Below are 16354 nucleotides of genomic sequence, written 5' to 3'. Positions count from 1 at the left end.
TCAGCGACTACCGGCTTCGTGGCGCAGGAAGTTTTCCGCGATCTTCTCGCCGGTTGTGATCCAGACATCCGGGCACGACTTTGCGTAGGTCAGGAACTCGCGCAACAGGCGCAGCCGCATCGGGCGGCCGCTACATTGCGGATGCAGCACGGTCGTCACCATGGCGCCCCAGTCCCTGGTTTCGTCGAGCTCGTCCTTCCAGATCGAGAGCACATGCTCCTTGGGGAAGATCGAGCGCGGGCTGAAGCGGGCGGAGAGGCCGTGCATCCAGTCGTCATAACTCGCTGTGACCGGCAGCTCGATCGTGCCGGGCTTGCCGTCGGCCAGACGATGGCGATAAGGCCGCACGTCGTCGCGGAACGACGACGTGTAGACGATGCCGTGACGTACGAGTGCTGCGCGCAGCTCCTCGGTGAACTCGCCATAGGGCGCGCGATAGCCGGTCGGCCTGACGCCGAGCCGGCGCTTCAGCGCCTCGAAGCCGCGCTCCAGCTCCTCCTCGATCCAGGGATCGCCGGGATCGGGCAGCAGATGGTGATAGCCGTGATGGCCGATCTCGTGGCCGGCCTTGAGGATCGACTCGGCCATCGCCGGATGCGCGTCGACCGACCATCCCGTGACGAAGAAGGTCGCCTTGAGATCGAGCTGGTCGAGCAGCTCCAACAGCTTCGGCGTGCCGACGCGCGCCTCATAGCCGCCATAGCTCATGGTGATGAGCCGCTGCGCGTGCACCGCGTCCTTGCTGGTCCACGCACTCTCCGCGTCGACGTCGAAGGAGAGGAACATCGCCGAAGTGTAGGGTTTCGGCCAGGGATATTCCGGCGCGGGATCGGCGGTGTTGGCCGGAACGAGCGGGATGCTCTTGAGTGCCTTACTGTCCAGCATTGATGGTCGCCTTCTCTAATCCGTTGTCGTTCAGTTTCCACTTGGCAAGCAGGGTCTTGTAGGTGCCGTCGGCGATCAGCGCATCGACCGCTTCGAGAATGGCCTGCTGCAGTGCCTTTTCCTTGACCGGCAGGGCGATGCCGGTGAATTGCTGCGCGATGGGCTCGCCCACGGGCGCATAGGCGCCGGGTTCGAGATCCATAATGTAGGGCAGCGTCTCGTTGCCCTGGGCCGCGGCATCGATGCGGCCCTGCCTCAGCTGGGTGCGGGCGTCGGCCGAGCCGTCGGTGCCGATGAACTGGATCGGATTGCTGCCGCAATTCTTCTCGCTCCACGCCGCGATCTGCGCCGGGAACATGGTGCGGCGGCTGGCGCCGACCTTCTTGCCGCAGAGCGATGCCGCGTCCTTGAACTCCGCCTTGCGCGACTGCTGCACGAAGAACTGCGGACCGCTCCTGAGATAATCGACGAAGGACGCGATGTCGTGACGGCTCGCGTAGTCCGTGAAACCGGACAGGATGGCGTCCACCCGCCCGGTCGAGATCGACGGCATGAACTCGGCAAAGCTCGTCTCCTGCCATTCGATCTTGACGCCGAGCTTGCGGCCGATGGCTTCGCCGAGATCGATGTCGAAGCCGGATAGCGCGTTGGTAGCGGGATCGCGGAATTCCATCGGCGGATAGTTCGGCACCAGCGCCACCTTGAGGCTGCCGCGCTTGGCGATCTCCGCCGGCAGCTCGATCGCCAATGCCGAAACGGTCATGACGCCGAAAAGCGCCGCCGCAACCCAAAGTCTCTTCATCAACACGCCCCCATCTCAGATCACCGCCGAAAGAAATGCCCTGGTGCGCTCCTCGCGCGGCGCACCCAATACGTCCGAGGCGCGCCCCTGCTCGACGATCGCGCCCTGGTCCATGTAGACGACGCGGTCGGCGACCTCGCGCGCGAAGCCGAGCTCGTGCGTCACCACCATCATGGTCATGCCGCTCTTCGCCAGCTCCTTTATGACCGCGAGAACCTCGCCGACGAGTTCCGGATCGAGCGCGCTGGTCGGCTCGTCGAACAGCATCAGCATCGGCTTCATGGCGAGCGCACGCGCAATCGCCACGCGCTGCTGCTGGCCGCCGGAGAGCTGCGCGGGATACCAGTCCGCCTTGGCGGACAATCCGACGCGCCGGAGCAGTTCGAGCGCCTCCGCGCGCACCTCGTCGGACTTGCGCCCCTGCACCTGAAGTGGACCTTCGATGATATTCTCCAGCGCGGTCTTGTGCGGAAACAGGTTGAAGCGCTGGAACACCATGCCAGTCTTCAGCCGCTGCCGCCCGATCTCCCGCTCGCTGAGACGGTAGAGCTTGCCGCTTTGCTCGCGCACGCCAAGCAGCTCGCCGTCGAGCCAGATGCCGCCGGCATCGATCGCGGCAAGCTGGTTGATGCAGCGGAGCAGCGTGGTCTTGCCGGAGCCGGAGGCGCCGATCAAACACATCACCTCGCCGGGCCAGACGTCGAGCGAGACGCTTCTGAGAGCCTGGAACTCTCCAAAGCTCTTGCTGACGGTGCGGATCGCGACGAGGGGGTTTGTCATCGCGCCAGCCGCAATGTGCCGCGGGCAAAACGGCGTTCGAGCAGCATCTGGAGCGGCGTCAGGATCGAGACCACGAGCAGGTACCAGAGCCCGGCAACGATCAGCAGCTCGATCACGCGCGAATTGGCGTAGTAGATGTTTTCGGCGTTGTGCAGCAGTTCCGGATACTGGATGACGCTCGCGAGCGAGGTCGCCTTCACCATGCCGATGAACTCGTTGCCGAGCGGCGGGATCACGACGCGCATCGCCTGCGGCAGGATGATCCGGCGCAGCGCGCGCAGCCGCCCCATGCCGATCGCCTGTGCCGCCTCGTATTGCCCGATGTCGACCGACAGCATGCCGGCACGCATCACCTCGGACGTATAGGCGCCCTGGTTGATGCCGAGCCCGAGCAGCGCGGCAAGGAACGGCGTCATGACGTCGACCGCGCGCGCAGACCACAGGCCGGGAATGCCGATGGTCGGAAACACCAGCGCGAGGTTGAACCACAACAGCAGTTGCAGGATCAGCGGCGTGCCACGGAACAGCCAGGTGTAGCCGGCCGCGACCGTCTTCAGCACCGGATTGGGCGACAGCCGCATGACCGCGACGACGACGCCGAGGACAATGCCGAGCGCCATCGCCAGCACCGCCATCACCATCGTGTTGACGATGCCTTCGAGAATGACTTTTGCGGTCAGGAAGCGGCTGACATAGGACCATTCGATCTGACCGCCGGCGAAGGCGCGCACGATCACCGCCAGCACGAGGACGATCAGCGCCGCGCTGAGCCAGCGAAACCAGTGCGGCTCGCGCGCGACCCGCATCCCCGACAGATCAGGGAAACCCTCCGCGAGTGCCGGCACCGGCTTCATTGCGGCGCCGCATTCAGCATGGGCTGGGCCACCGCGTTGGCCCCCAGGCCCCATTTGTCGAGAACGGCCTTGTAGGTGCCGTCGGCGATCATCGCCGTGAGCTTCTCCGTCACCACCTCGCGCAAAGCCGCATCGTCCTTGCGGAACATGATGCCCTGGTAGCCTTTGGCGAAGGGCTCGCCGACGACGCGATATTTGCCGGGCTCCTGCGTCTGCGCGTAAGGCAGCGTCTCGCTGCCCTGCACTGCGGCGTCGATGCGGCCCTGCTTGAGCTGGTTGCGGACGTCGATCGAGTTCTCGCCGGGGACGTACTGAATGGCCGGCTTGCCGGCCGGCTCGCAGTTCTGCTTGCTCCACTTCTCGATCTCGACCGGGAAGCTGGTGCTGCGGGTGGTGCCGACCTTCTTGCCGCAGAGATCGGTCGCGTCCTTGGCCGCATTGTCCGCCATCACGAAGAACTGCGGGCCGGTCGCGAGGTAGTCGACGAAAGCGGCGGTCTCGCGCCGTGAGGCGCGGTCGGAGATGCCGGAGATGATGAAGTCCGCGCGCCTGGTCTGGAGCGACGGGATCAGCTCGGCGAACGGCGTCTCGCTCCAGACGATTTTTACGCCAAGCCGCTTCGCAAGTTCGTTGGCCAGATCGACGTCGAGCCCGACGAGCTCGTTGGTGGCGGGATCGCGGTACTCCATCGGCGCGTAGGTGGAGTTGACCGTGAGCTTCAACGCGCCCGCCTGCTTGATCTCCGCGGGAAGCTCCGCCGCTTGCGCCGACGTTACGGTAGCCAGTACTGCGAGACCGAGAGAGAGCGAGAGGCGTATCATGTCAGCTCCTTTGCCAACGTTTTGCTTTGAGTCCTTTGCCAGCGCCGTGCCAGTCAGTCCGCGTCGAGAACGGCCGGCTCGATGACGCCAGCGCGTTCGGTGATCACCCTGTATTGCTCCGGCCGCCGGTGGGCGGCGAAGTTGAACATCTTGTCCTTGCCCTGGCGGCAGAGATCGAGATCGATGTCGGCGATGATCACCTCGTCGGCCAAAGTCTGGGCTTGCGCAACGATGCGGCCATTGGGATCGACGATGCAGGAGCCGCCGATCAACCCGGAGCCGTCCTCCTCGCCCGCCTTCGCCACCGAGATCGCCCAGGTCGCGTTCATGTAGGCGTTGGCCTGCGTCACCAGCGTCGAGTGGAAGGTGCGCAAGGACGCGTCTTCAGTGACGCCGCCATTGGGATCATAGGCGGCCGAATTGTAGCCGATGCAGACGAGTTCAACGCCTTGCAGGCCGAGCACGCGCCAGGATTCCGGCCAGCGGCGGTCGTTGCAGATCATCATGCCCATGATGGCGTGGGCCCAGGCCGATCCGGCGCGGAAAGCGGGAAAGCCGAGGTCGCCATATTCGAAATAGCGCTTCTCGAGTTGCTGGTAGCGCGCGCCTTCGCGCGGCTCGACCGAACCCGGCAGATGCACCTTGCGATAGCGGCCGAGGATCTCGCCGTCGCGATCGACCAGGATGGCGCAATTATAACGTCGACCGTCCGGCGTCAGCTCCGCATAGCCGACATAGAAGCCGACGCGCAGCGCGCGCGCACGGTCGAACAGTTTTGCCACGGCCGGGTTCGGCATGCCGCGCTCGAAATAGTGGTCGAGCGCGTCGCCTTCGAGCAGCCAGCGCGGGAAGAAGGTGGTGAAGGCAAGCTCGGGAAACACCACGAGGCTGGCGCCGTGGCCGGCGGCCTCCTCCAGCATGTCGAGCATTCGCGCCAGCGTATGCTCGCGCGTATCGGCTTTTTGCGTCGGCCCCATCTGTGCGGCGGCGGCGCGAAGGACACGAACCAAGATTGCCTCCAATATGTGCGCAGTGCTGCCTCAATGGGCGAATGAACTTGATGCGACGTGCAAATCCGCGACCATTACGCGGAAGCGGGGCTGCAAAATCAATTCGTTCTGCTATGATGTTTTGGCCCAGAGTATAATTGGCAGTGATATGAACCTGCGTCAGCTCGAGATCCTGCGTGCCGTCATCCGCCATCGCACCACGGTGGCGGCGGCGGACGAACTGGCGCTGTCACAGCCCGCGGTCAGCAACGCGCTGAAGACGATGGAGGCGCAGGCGGGCTTTGCGCTGTTCGAGCGCGTCAACAACCGGCTGTTTCCGACCGCGGAGGCGATGGCGCTCTACAAGGAGAGCGAAGCCATCTTCGCGCTGCACGCCAAGCTCGAGAACCGCGTCCGCGATCTGCGCGAGAACCGCTCCGGCCATCTGGCGCTCGTCGCGACGCCGCCGCTGGCCTACAGCATCATCCCGTCGGCGCTCTCAAGCTTCCTTCGCCGCCGCCCGGAGACGCGGGTGTTCTTCGACGTGCGGCGCTATGAGGGCATCATCGAGGGGGTGCTCAGCCGCGTTGCCGAGCTCGGCTTCGCGCTCGGGCTGACGCATCATCCCGGCATCGCGCATGAGGTGGTGCACACCGGCGAGATGGTGTGCGTGCTGCCGCCGCGGCATCCGCTTGCCGACAAGCCCGTGATCTCGGCCGCAGATCTCTCCGGCATGCCCTTCATCGGGCTCGAGCGCGGCACGCGGCTCGGTGAGGCCGTGCGCGACAGCTTTGCCCGCGCCGGCGCGCCGTTCCAGCCGACCGTCGAGGTGCGCTACTGCAACACGGCTTGCGTGCTCGCCGCGGCCGGCGTCGGCGCCGCCGTGGTCGATCCGTTCTCGCCGCGGCAGAACGGCGGCAGCGGCCTCGTGGTGCGGCCGTTCACGCCCACGACGCACGCGGTTGCCTATATGCTATGGTCAGAATCCGAGCCGCTGTCGCGCCTGGCCAAGGCGTTTCTCAACGAGGTCCGGAAAGAGAGCGCACAGCTGGCACGCACAGCGCCACACCAGCAACATGGGGCAGAAAGCGACTGAGCTTCGCAACCTTTTCACCCGGGGGGCACATGGCACGCATCACCATCATCGAGACCGGACAGGTCCCGCAGAAGTACCGCGAGCAGCACGGCTCGTTTCCCGACATGTTCGAGCGCATGGTCCGCGCCGAGGATCCGACCGCCACGGTGGACGTCGTCAGCATCCCCAATGGCGACGCACTCCCCGACCCGAGCAAGCTCGAGGCCGTGCTGATCACCGGTGCTGCCGCCGGTGTCTATGACGGGCTCGACTGGATCGCGCCGCTGGAAGATTTCGTGCGCACGGCTTACGCCAACAAGACGCCGATGGTCGGTGTCTGCTTCGGCCATCAGCTGATCGCGCAGGCGCTCGGCGGCACCGTGCAGAAGTCGGAGAAGGGCTGGGGCATCGGCCGCCACGTCTATCAGGTGCTGCCGGAGAACGGCGTCGTCGACGGCAAAGCCGTTGCGATCGCCGCCTCGCATCAGGACCAGGTGGTCGAGCCGCCCAGCGATGCGCTGACGATCCTCTCGTCCGAATTCACCCCGCATGCGGGCCTGCTCTACGCCAACGGCACCACGCTGACCGTGCAGCCGCATCCGGAATTCGACGTGGAGTTTGCGCAAGTGTGCTGCGAGCTCCGCGACGGCAAGGCGCCGGAGGATGTCGTTGCGACCGCGAGGGAGTCGCTGGCGGAGCCGATGGACAACGCGAAGCTGGGTGGGGCAATCACGCGGTTTTTGGCGAGGCGCGCGGCGCCTTAATTCAAGGTCCTCGCCACGCGCACCTCTTCCCTTCTCCCCTTGCGGGAGAAGGTGGCGCGAAGCGCCGGATGAGGGGTTGCCTCAGCGCACTCAATAAGAGTCGGACTCGCGGAGGGAGACCCCCTCACCCGTCTCGCCGCTGCGCGGCGAGCCACCCTCTCCCACAAGGGGCCTGTTGCGTTATCGGCTCTTGAGGCTGAAGACGTCAGGAGCGAGTGCCCTGGTCCCGGCAATTGCCTGCCAAGATCTGTAGTTGTCGCCCTGAGCGGGCAGCTCACGCGGCGATCGTGGCCCACCGCCTCATGTTGAAGGCGATCGAGGCGAGCAGGACTTGCCCGGTCGCCTTGATCAGACCGACGTAGCGGATGCAGGTCAGCCGCATGCGGCGTTTGAGAGTAGCGAAGGTGGTTTCGACCTGGGCTCGTCGGCGCGCGATGAGGAGGTTGTAGCGTTTGAGCCTGGGCGGCAGTTCCGGGTGATGTCTGTTGGGCCGACGAGCGATGCGGGGCTTCTTGCCTTCCGCCTTCAGCCGGGCCCGTCGGGCATGGGTGTCGTAAGCCGCATCGGCCCAGACCACGGCTTCATCGCCGCGAATCAAAGCGTCCGCCGGTGTCGTGTCGTTGATGTTGGCCGGTGTGGTCAGTACCGCGCGGATCAAGCCGGATCCTTCGTCCACACCCACATGAGCCTTGTAACCGAAGGTCGAGCCGCTTTTGCCCTGCCGTTTGGCAAACCGGGCATCAGGGTCGTTTGAGGGGCGATCCGCCTTGGGCGGAGCCGAGACTGCCTGGATCAAGGTCGCATCCAGCATCGTGCCGCGCTTGAGGATCACGCCAGCATTCTCAAGCTGACGATCCAATTCGCCAAACAGCTTCTCCAGCAGGCCTTGTTCAACGAGCTGGTTCCGGAAGCGGTTCAGGACCGTATGGTCGGGCGTCGCATCCTCAAGGCTCAAACCGACGAAGCGCTTGAACGACAACCGGTCGCCCAGCGCTTCCTCGAGTTCGCGCTCCGAAGACCATACAGCGACTGCAACAGCACAGCACGAAACAGCACCAGCACCGGATAGCCTGGACGACCGGGGCTCCCTTCATCCCGCAAATGGCCGATCAGCTTCTCGAACCGGTACCACTTGACCAGGCCGGCCAGCCGATCCAGCGCCGCATTGGCGCCGGCTCCCTTCGGCATCAGTGCTTCCACAAAGCTCGGCTGTCCCGTCCGCTTGACCGCCATCGCTACCCTCCAAGGCTTTGCCCTAGGGAATCACAATTGACGAATTACGCAACAGGCCCACAAGGGGAGAGGGTGCAGCGAGCTCGCTGCACTATCTCCGCAAACCTCAGAACGGATCCGTCCCCAGCCCCGGCACATCCGCCGGCCGCGGTCCCGGCGCCGGCCAGTGAAACCGGCGGTCCTTCTCGGCAATCGCGATATCGTTGATCGACGCCTCGCGGCGCCGCATCAGCCCGTGCTCGTCGAACTCCCACTGCTCGTTGCCGTAGGAGCGATACCACTGGCCGCTGGCGTCATGCCATTCGTACTGGAAGCGCACCGCGATGTGATTGCCGTCGAAGGCCCATAGGTCCTTGATCAGGCGATACTCCCGCTCCTTCTCCCATTTGCGGGTGAGGAACGCGACGATGGCCTCCCGGCCCTGGAACACCTCCGAGCGATTGCGCCAGCGGCTGTCCTCGGTATAGGCGAGCGAGACTTTCACCGGATCGCGCGAATTCCACGCGTCCTCGGCCATGCGCGCCTTTTGCGCGGCGGTCTCACGGGTGAAGGGTGGAAGCGGCGGGCGCGACATGGTGGCCTCATCGGTTGGTCCGGGCCGCAATTTATCGCCGCAATTGGCGGAGTCGATAGGCCATCACCTATCGGCCGATCACTTATCGGGCGATCAGGAAATCAGATCGGCCTTCATCAGGGCGCGGATCGATTTCGGGATCGGCTGAGCGCGGCCGCCGCTGATGAAGGCGACGCGCACCTCGGCTTTCACCAGCACGTCCTCAGCCCGCCGCACCTCCTGCGCCAGCATGATGGAGGCGCCCTTCACCGCAACCGGCCACGTCACGACGTCGAGCACGTCGTCCATCCGCGCGGGCTTCAGAAAGTCCAGATGCATCGAGCGCACCACGAAGGCAAAGCCCGCGCCCTCCGTTTCGACCTGGTCGAACAGCGCCTGCTGCTCGGCGCCCATCAGCCGCAGATGATTGGTGCGCCCGCGCTCCATGTAGCGGAGATAATTGGCGTGATAGACGATGCCGGAAAAATCCGTGTCCTCGTAGTAGACGCGGACCTGCATGTGATGGCGGCCGTCGCGGATCTCGCCGTCGAGATGGGCTGTCACGTCGCGAGCCTCTTCGCTTTTTGCAACCGACCCGTTTTGCGCAAAAACAGCCGGCCGCGCAAGCGCAGGTTATGCCACGGCCGGCGTCCTTCCCAGCGTCACTTCGACGATTTCAGGCGGCACGCCGACGCGGACCGGCATGATGCTGCAGCCGAGGCCGCCGGAGACGATGACGTCGCATTTCAGCCGGAAGTGACCATAGGCGAGCTGCACGCCGTGCTGAGGCGAAACAGCCGGCGACCAGCCGAACAGGCGGACCTGGCCGCCATGGGTATGGCCGGACAGTTGCAGCGCGACGCGCGCGGGTACGAGCGGCGCGATATTTGGCTCATGCGCGAGCAGGATAACCGGCGCATCGTCGGTGACCTTCGCCAGCGTGCCCGCGAGATCGTCGGCGCCAAGCCGATGCACGCGGCCATAGCGCTTCGCGGGATAGTAGGCGAGCTGGTCGCCGAGGCCCGCGAGCCAGAAGGAGCGTCCGTCCTTGGTGAGACGCACGACGTCGTTCTCGTAGACGGGAATGCCGGCCGCCTCCAGCGCGCGATGGGCGGCTGTCGGCCCGTGCCCGGCCTGCTGCACGGCCCTGTCCACCCAATAGTCGTGATTGCCCATGACGGCATGGACGCCGAGCGGTGCCTTGAGGCCCGCGAGCACCTTGGCCCATTCGCTCGACGGAATGATGCGCGTGACCTGGTGAACACCCGCAACATAGTCGCCGAGCAACACGATGACATCGGCGTTGAGCGCATTGGTGCGATCGACGATGCCCTCGATCCGCTCCAGCGACATCCAGGGATCGCAGGCATGAATGTCGTTGACGATGGCGATCTTGAGCGGAAAATCCGCCGGCCATTGCCGCGGGGTCGGGTGATAACGGGTGACGCGGAGCCGCAGCGGCTCAATGCCGACGCCATAGGCCGCGGTCGAGACGCTTAGCGCGGACAGGCCGCCGATGGATCGAATGAGATGACGACGCGTGATCATGGAAGCCCGATGGTGATGCAGCTTTGTGATGCGGTCCGATTGGAGCGGAATTGGGGTCCGCTCGTGCAGACGGCCTGCATTTGCGTGCAGACCGTTTGCACAAAGGTTACCGGAAGTTCATGACAACCGACGCACCTTACATCACCGCAATTAGTCGTCGCTCTCGTCCGAGCCGAACAGGCCGAACTGTGCCGCGGCATCGCGCGAGGGCTCGGCGATGCCGAGATGGCGGAAGGCGTGCGAGGTGAGCAGACGGCCGCGCGGAGTGCGCTGGAGATAGCCGCACTGAATGAGATAAGGCTCGATGATGTCCTCGATCGCATCGCGCGGCTCGGACAAGGCGGCGGCCATCGTCTCGACGCCAACCGGGCCGCCACCATAGTTCTGCGCGATGGTCGTGAGGTAGCGGCGGTCCATGGCGTCGAGGCCCGCGGCGTCGACCTCGAGCGCGCTCAGCGCATGATCGGCGATCTTGCGGTCGATCGAGGCGGCATCGGCGGCGGAGGCGAAATCGCGCACGCGCCGCAGCAGGCGGCCGGCGATGCGCGGCGTGCCGCGGGCGCGGCGCGCGATCTCGTTGGCACCGTCGGCGCTCATGCCGACATTGAGCACGCGCGCGCCGCGGGTGACGATGCTTTCCAGCTCTTCGATCGTATAGAAGTTGAGGCGGACCGGGATGCCGAAGCGATCGCGCAAGGGATTGGTGAGGAGGCCGGCGCGCGTGGTGGCGCCGACGAGCGTGAATTTCGACAGCTCGATCTTCACCGAGCGTGCCGCCGGGCCCTCGCCGATGATCAGGTCGAGCTGAAAGTCCTCCATCGCGGGATAGAGCACCTCTTCCACCGCCGGGCTGAGCCGATGGATCTCGTCGATGAAGAGCACGTCGCGCTCTTCGAGGTTGGTGAGGAGCGCGGCGAGATCGCCGGCCTTGGCGATCACCGGACCCGAGGTCGCGCGAAAGCCGACGCCGAGCTCCTTGGCGACGATCTGCGCCAGCGTGGTCTTGCCGAGGCCGGGCGGGCCTACGAACAGCACGTGATCGAGCGCCTCGCCGCGCTTGCGTGCCGCCTCGATGAAGATCGAGAGGTTCTTGCGCGCCTGCTGCTGGCCGACGAAATCGGACAGCGACTGCGGGCGTAGCGCGGTGTCGCCGACGTCATCGGAGCGGCGCTCGGGCGTGACGATGCGTGGGGGAGTGGTCATGCGGGCAGGATAACACGATGCAGCGGTTTCGCGAGCCACCAGCACAGGCTGGCCGGAATGACGGCGACGACGGCGAGCATCGCCGAAAGCTTCAGCGCCTCGGGCGCGGAACGGACACTCGGCACGATCACCGCCGAGGTTTCGGAGGGCACGACGAACATGCCAACCATGACGAAGCCGGCCGCGCCCACGGCCGCGGCGAGCCACGCCATCCAGATCATGTTGAGATCGGCGTAGACCGCCGCCAACGCAAATATCAGGCCGGCGACGACTGCAGGAAGGAACGAGGCGAGAATCGTGACGATGGCCAACAGCACGACCGCGATCGAAACCAGAGCACGCAGTGCTTCCAGTTCGAGGAACACGAGAAACATCTGCAGCACCGCGGCGCCGAGCGCCGTTACCGTCACAGCAACCAACGCGGCGGTCGTCAGCGGCCCGACAATGGAGAAAATCACGACGATACCGGCCACGCGCGAAAGGCGACGAAGCAGGGCGGCGACGGGATTGGCGTGGGCCGCGCTCACTTCGACAGCTCCTTCAGGCCTAGCCGGATGAGTTGCGCGGTCTCGGCGCTCTCGCCCGCGCTGCGCGATGCCGATGCGATGGCCGCAGCCGCCTGCGGCTGGCCGTAGCCGAGATTGACCAGCGCAGAGATCGCGTCCGCCACCGGGCGCGGCGCGCGCTGGTCGTCGACGGCGCCGGCGAGATGGACGACGGCGGGATCGACATTGGCGAAGGCTGGCGCCTTGTCCTTCAGCTCGGTAACGATGCGCTCGGCAACCTTGGGGCCGACGCCCGGCGTGCGTGCCACCGCGGCCTTGTCGCGCAGCGCGATCGCGTTGGCGAGATCGGAAGGCGCCAGCGTGCCGAGCACGGCGAGCGCGACCTTGGCGCCGACGCCCTGCACGGTCTGGAGCAGGCGAAACCATTCGCGCTCCTGATCGGTGCGGAAACCGAACAGCTTTATCTGGTCCTCGCGGACATAAGTCTCGATCGACAGCACCGCGGCCTCGCCGGGCGAGGGCAGATGCTGCAGCGTGCGGGCCGAGCAATGCACCTGATAGCCGACCCCGCCGACGTCGAGGAGCACATAATCCTCGCCGTAGGAATCGATCAGGCCCTTGAGCTTGCCGATCATCTCGGGACCTCAGCTACGGCAGGCACTTCTCTCTCGTCATGGCCGGGCTTGACCCGGCCATCCACGCCTTTGACATCGACGAGAAAGAACGTGGATGCCCGGGACAAGCCCGGGCATGACGCCGGCGATGCATGACGATTGATCATATCCCCACCACCTTCAGCCTGAGCGCCGTGCTCTGGCGGTGATGGGCGTGGGTGATCGCGATGGCGAGCGCGTCGGCGGCGTCCGCTGACGGCGGCTCGGCTTTCGGCAGCAAGATCTTCAGCATCATCGCGATCTGGTGCTTGTCGGCGTGGCCGGCGCCGACCACCGTCTTCTTGACCTGGTTCGGCGCGTATTCGGCGACGGTAATGCCGAACATCGCGGGCGCCAGCATGGCGACGCCGCGGGCCTGGCCGAGCTTCAGCGTCGCGACGCCGTCCTTGTTCACAAAGGTCTGCTCGACCGCGGCTTCCATCGGCTTGTGACCGGACAGGACGGCGGCAAGCCCCTCATGGATCGCGAGCAGCCGGCTCGCCAGCGGCAGATCGTCCGGTGGTTCCACCGAGCCGCAGGCGACGTAGATCAAACGATTGCCCTCGGCCTCGATCACGCCCCAGCCGGTGCGGCGCAGGCCGGGGTCGATGCCGATGATGCGAACGGGGCCACGAATCGGGAGCGCAGTCATGGGCCAGTGATAGCGGCTGGCTGCGGTGGGGGAAACAGAAACAGAACGGAAGTAACAGGGGAAGTGGGGCTCGTCGGAGATCGCCGCGCTGCCCGCAGCACCCTCCGACGTCATACCCCGCGAAAGCGGGGTATCCAGTACGCCGCGGCTTCTCCGTTTCCCTCAGACGTCTCTGGAATACTGGGTCGCCCGGTCAAGCCGGGCGACGACAGCGGAATCCGGGGCTGGTGGCGACCTCAGCCGCCAATCTTCGCCATCAGCGCGTCCGACACCTCGAAATTGGCGTAGACGTGCTGGACGTCGTCGTGCTCGTTGAGCAGGTCCATCAGCTTCAAAAGCTTCTCGCCGGTCTCGTCGTCGACCGCGACCGTATTCTGCGGCTTCCAGATCAGAGCGGCCTTGCGCGGCTCGCCGAACTTGGCTTCCAGCGCCTTGGCGACGTCGCGATAGCCTTCGGTCGAGGCGTAGATCTCGTGTCCACCTTCGCCCGATACCACGTCGTCGGCGCCGGCCTCGATCGCGGCATCCAGCACCGCGTCGTCGGAGGCGACGCTGCGGTCGTATTCGATGATGCCGGTGCGGTCGAACATGAAGGAGACCGAGCCGGTTTCGCCGAGATTGCCGCCCGACTTGGTGAAGAAGGAGCGGATGTCGGAGGCGGCGCGGTTGCGGTTGTCGGTCAGCGCCTCGACGATGACGGCGACGCCGCCGGGGCCGTAACCCTCGTAGCGGATCTCGTCATAGTTCTCGCCCTCATTGCCGAGCGCCTTCTTGACGGCGCGCTCGATATTGTCCTTCGGCATGTTCTCCTGGCGCGCCGCGATGATGGCGGCACGCAGGCGCGGGTTCATGTTGGGGTCGGGGGTGCCCAGCTTGGCCGCGACGGTGATTTCCCGCGCCAGCTTGCCGAACAGCTTCGACTTCTGGGCATCCTGCCGCCCCTTGCGGTGCATGATGTTCTTGAATTGGGAATGTCCGGCCATGCGTGTCTCGTAAGGAATCGTGCGCCAAAGGTGAGCGTGGGAAGCGCGGCCTTATAGGCCGCCAACCCACCGGAATGAAAGAGGCTCTACGACTTTAAGGTAATACCGTAGTGTCCCGTGCCTAGGAGTCAGGCACCGTTAACCCTGATTTCATTCCGGCTTGCGAAAATAGCAACCGCCCGTTCCCCGACAAGAGTGACCTGATGGCGTTCGCATTGTTTCGGAAGCGTCTGCCCGACTTGTCCACGCCCGTGGCACCCCCACAGGCCGCGCCGTCGCCGGCCGATCCCGCGCCCGCCCTGTCGGCCGAGGGCGATTCCGCCAGGGAAATCCTGGAACTGCTGGAACTCGAGCTCGGCGCCATGATCCGCCAGCTCGAGCGCGCCGCCAATTCGGTGGCCGGCGGCGCGGAGGCGACCGCGGCAACGCTCGCGGACATTCGCGAGCGCACCGACGCCCTCACCGGTCGGACCAATGCCGCGCAGTCGAACGCCTCGACCTTCGCCCATGCCGCCGACAAGTTCACCCAGTCCGCGCAAGGCATCGGCGCGCAGGTGCGCGAGGCCGGCAAGCTCGCCGACGAAGCCAGCGCCGCGGCGCAGGAAGCCCGCGCCAATGTCGACCGCCTGCGCGAATCCTCCGCCGCCATCGGCAATGTCGTCAATCTGATCGCGCAGATCGCGCGGCAGACGACGCTGCTCGCGCTCAACTCGACCATCGAGGCCGCGCGTGCGGGTGCGGCCGGCAAGGGCTTTGCGGTCGTCGCCACCGAAGTGAAGGCGCTCGCGGTGCAGACCCAGGGCGCGACGGAGGAGATCACCAGGAAGATCGACGCGCTTCAGCGCGACGCCGCCGGCTCGGCCGACGCCGTGCATCGCATCGCGCAGGCGATCGAGGCGATCCGCCCGGTGTTCGATACCGTCAACGGCGCGGTGGCCGAGCAGAATGCCACCACCAGCGAGGTCTCCGGCAACGCGGCCAGCGCGTCGCAGTTCGTCATCTCGGTCGGCGAGAGCGCGGCCGAGATCGATGCCGCGACCAAGGCGGCCGAGACCCACGGCGAGAACGTCGCCAGCGCCGGCAAGGCCGTCACCACCTTCGCGCGCAAGCTGAAATCGCGCTGTGCCGTGCTGCTGCGCCAGAGCGAGCACGACGACCGCCGCAAGACCGAGCGGCTGCCCTGCCATCTCAAGTTCGAAGCCGCGCGCGGCGTGTTGCAGGTCTACGAGATCGCGATGGACGGCGTGCTGATCGGCGGCGCGGAGGCGGCGAAGCTTGCCACGCAGGCCGTCGTCGACGGCACCCTCGAAGGCGTCGGCGCCTGCCGCCTGCGCGTGATCGAGCAGTCCAAGACCGGCGCCCGCGCGCAGTTCGTCAGCCCCAACGCCGATCTCAGCGAGAAGATCGAAGACAGGCTCTGGTCGATCCACGAGGAGAACACCGAGTTCGTCACCCGCGCCATGGAAGCCGGCACGGCGGTGACCCGGATTTTCGAGCAGGCGGTTGCACGCGGCGAGGTCAAGATCGACGACCTCTTCGACACCGATTATGCGGAAATCGCCGGCACCAATCCGCAGCAATACCGCACGAAATATCTGGACTGGGCCGACCGCACGCTGCCGCCGTTCCAGGAAGCCTTTCTCGCCAAGGAACCGCGCATGGCATTCTGCGCCATGGTCGACCGCAACGGCTTCCTGCCGGTGCACAACAAGATCTATTCGCATCCGCAGCGGCCGGGCGACACCGCCTGGAACACTGCCAACAGCCGCAACCGGCGGATCTTCAACGATCCGGCAGGGCTCGCCGCCGCGCGCAACCTGCGCTCGTACCTGGTCCAGAGCTATGCCCGCGACATGGGCAACGGCAACACCGTGATGATGCGCGAGATCGACGTCCCGATCCGCGTCCAGGGCCGGCACTGGGGCGGATTCCGCACGGCTTACAAGCTGTAGTGCACGCTCAGGCAAGACGCCGGCCGCGAATCATCCTTTAAGGCTGGAATTGGAATGGGAATGCCGCGGAGAGCCGGCGAACGGCTCTGACTGGAGGACTC

17 protein-coding genes and 1 pseudogene are annotated in these 16354 nt (G+C 65.7%); 3 read left to right on the top strand and 15 right to left on the bottom strand.

Features of this window, described 5'->3' with window-relative positions:
• Genes AB7Z56_RS06205 through AB7Z56_RS06180 form a run of 6 tightly spaced genes read right to left on the bottom strand, consistent with a single transcriptional unit; the run spans position 1 to position 5152 of the window.
• Positions 1 to 885, bottom strand: a complete 885-nt coding sequence (locus AB7Z56_RS06205; RefSeq protein WP_063981049.1) for a polysaccharide deacetylase family protein — start codon at positions 883 to 885, stop codon at positions 1 to 3.
• Positions 872 to 1687, bottom strand: coding sequence for an ABC transporter substrate-binding protein (locus AB7Z56_RS06200; RefSeq protein ID WP_063981048.1), 816 nt, complete (start codon positions 1685 to 1687; stop codon positions 872 to 874). Before AB7Z56_RS06200 ends, AB7Z56_RS06205 begins: the two co-directional genes overlap by 14 nt.
• Before the next feature lie 15 nt (positions 1688 to 1702).
• On the bottom strand, positions 1703 to 2467 hold the full coding sequence (locus tag AB7Z56_RS06195; RefSeq protein WP_063981047.1) for an amino acid ABC transporter ATP-binding protein: 765 nt from the start codon (positions 2465 to 2467) through the stop codon (positions 1703 to 1705).
• Positions 2464 to 3321, bottom strand: a complete 858-nt coding sequence (locus AB7Z56_RS06190) for an amino acid ABC transporter permease (protein ID WP_063981046.1) — start codon at positions 3319 to 3321, stop codon at positions 2464 to 2466. The genes AB7Z56_RS06195 and AB7Z56_RS06190 overlap by 4 nt, the downstream gene beginning before the upstream one ends.
• A complete protein-coding gene (locus AB7Z56_RS06185; RefSeq protein WP_283017567.1) occupies positions 3318 to 4142 on the bottom strand; it encodes an ABC transporter substrate-binding protein in 825 nt (274 codons plus the stop codon). Before AB7Z56_RS06185 ends, AB7Z56_RS06190 begins: the two co-directional genes overlap by 4 nt.
• A gap of 53 nt (positions 4143 to 4195) precedes the next feature.
• Positions 4196 to 5152: an N-carbamoyl-D-amino-acid hydrolase gene (locus tag AB7Z56_RS06180; protein WP_084795331.1), complete on the bottom strand. Its 957-nt coding sequence runs from the start codon at positions 5150 to 5152 to the stop codon at positions 4196 to 4198.
• Between the two features lie 148 nt (positions 5153 to 5300).
• Here AB7Z56_RS06180 and AB7Z56_RS06175 point away from each other — a divergent pair, with 148 nt between their 5' ends.
• Complete coding sequence (locus tag AB7Z56_RS06175) at positions 5301 to 6227, top strand: LysR family transcriptional regulator (protein ID WP_063981043.1); 927 nt, start codon at positions 5301 to 5303, stop codon at positions 6225 to 6227.
• Between the two features lie 29 nt (positions 6228 to 6256).
• On the top strand, positions 6257 to 6970 hold the full coding sequence (locus tag AB7Z56_RS06170) for a type 1 glutamine amidotransferase (protein ID WP_063981042.1): 714 nt from the start codon (positions 6257 to 6259) through the stop codon (positions 6968 to 6970).
• Positions 6971 to 7244: 274 nt separating this feature from the next.
• On the opposite strand, the pseudogene AB7Z56_RS06165 reads toward AB7Z56_RS06170, so the two are convergent.
• The 9 genes and pseudogenes from AB7Z56_RS06165 to AB7Z56_RS06125 all read right to left on the bottom strand — a co-directional run bounded on the left by AB7Z56_RS06165 (position 7245) and on the right by AB7Z56_RS06125 (position 14301).
• Positions 7245 to 8203, bottom strand: a pseudogene (locus AB7Z56_RS06165) (IS5 family transposase).
• Between the two features lie 106 nt (positions 8204 to 8309).
• Positions 8310 to 8777 carry a nuclear transport factor 2 family protein gene (locus AB7Z56_RS06160; protein WP_063981040.1) on the bottom strand — a complete coding sequence of 156 codons (468 nt, stop codon included), beginning with the start codon at positions 8775 to 8777 and terminating at the stop codon, positions 8310 to 8312.
• Positions 8778 to 8870: 93 nt separating this feature from the next.
• Positions 8871 to 9320 carry a tol-pal system-associated acyl-CoA thioesterase gene (gene ybgC, locus AB7Z56_RS06155; protein WP_084794960.1) on the bottom strand — a complete coding sequence of 150 codons (450 nt, stop codon included), beginning with the start codon at positions 9318 to 9320 and terminating at the stop codon, positions 8871 to 8873.
• Between the two features lie 69 nt (positions 9321 to 9389).
• Positions 9390 to 10304 carry a metallophosphoesterase gene (locus AB7Z56_RS06150; protein WP_283018005.1) on the bottom strand — a complete coding sequence of 305 codons (915 nt, stop codon included), beginning with the start codon at positions 10302 to 10304 and terminating at the stop codon, positions 9390 to 9392.
• A 150-nt stretch (positions 10305 to 10454) separates the two neighbouring features.
• On the bottom strand, positions 10455 to 11507 hold the full coding sequence (gene ruvB, locus AB7Z56_RS06145) for a Holliday junction branch migration DNA helicase RuvB (RefSeq protein ID WP_063981038.1): 1053 nt from the start codon (positions 11505 to 11507) through the stop codon (positions 10455 to 10457).
• Positions 11504 to 12034, bottom strand: a complete 531-nt coding sequence (locus tag AB7Z56_RS06140; RefSeq protein ID WP_063981037.1) for a hypothetical protein — start codon at positions 12032 to 12034, stop codon at positions 11504 to 11506. Before AB7Z56_RS06140 ends, ruvB begins: the two co-directional genes overlap by 4 nt.
• The gene (gene ruvA / locus AB7Z56_RS06135; RefSeq protein ID WP_063981036.1) at positions 12031 to 12648 is read right to left on the bottom strand and encodes a Holliday junction branch migration protein RuvA; all 618 of its coding nucleotides are present in this window, start codon (positions 12646 to 12648) and stop codon (positions 12031 to 12033) included. Before ruvA ends, AB7Z56_RS06140 begins: the two co-directional genes overlap by 4 nt.
• A 142-nt stretch (positions 12649 to 12790) precedes the next feature.
• Positions 12791 to 13318 (bottom strand): crossover junction endodeoxyribonuclease RuvC, encoded by a 528-nt coding sequence (ruvC, locus tag AB7Z56_RS06130; protein WP_028157463.1) that lies wholly within the window; start codon positions 13316 to 13318, stop codon positions 12791 to 12793.
• Positions 13319 to 13554: 236 nt separating this feature from the next.
• Entirely contained in the window at positions 13555 to 14301 is a 747-nt protein-coding gene (locus AB7Z56_RS06125) for a YebC/PmpR family DNA-binding transcriptional regulator (RefSeq protein ID WP_063981035.1), read from the bottom strand.
• Positions 14302 to 14504: 203 nt separating this feature from the next.
• Between AB7Z56_RS06125 and AB7Z56_RS06120 the strand changes: the two genes are divergently transcribed.
• Positions 14505 to 16253, top strand: coding sequence for a methyl-accepting chemotaxis protein (locus tag AB7Z56_RS06120; protein WP_283018003.1), 1749 nt, complete (start codon positions 14505 to 14507; stop codon positions 16251 to 16253).
• The last annotated feature ends 101 nt before the right edge of the window (positions 16254 to 16354 follow it).

The sequence above is a fragment of the Bradyrhizobium sp. 482_C4_N1_8 genome, assembly GCF_052075965.1.
Classification (GTDB): Bacteria; Pseudomonadota; Alphaproteobacteria; order Rhizobiales; family Xanthobacteraceae; genus Bradyrhizobium; species Bradyrhizobium barranii.
The sequence above is the reverse complement of the archived record's forward strand: the minus strand, read 5'-3'. Positions and strand labels throughout refer to the sequence as shown.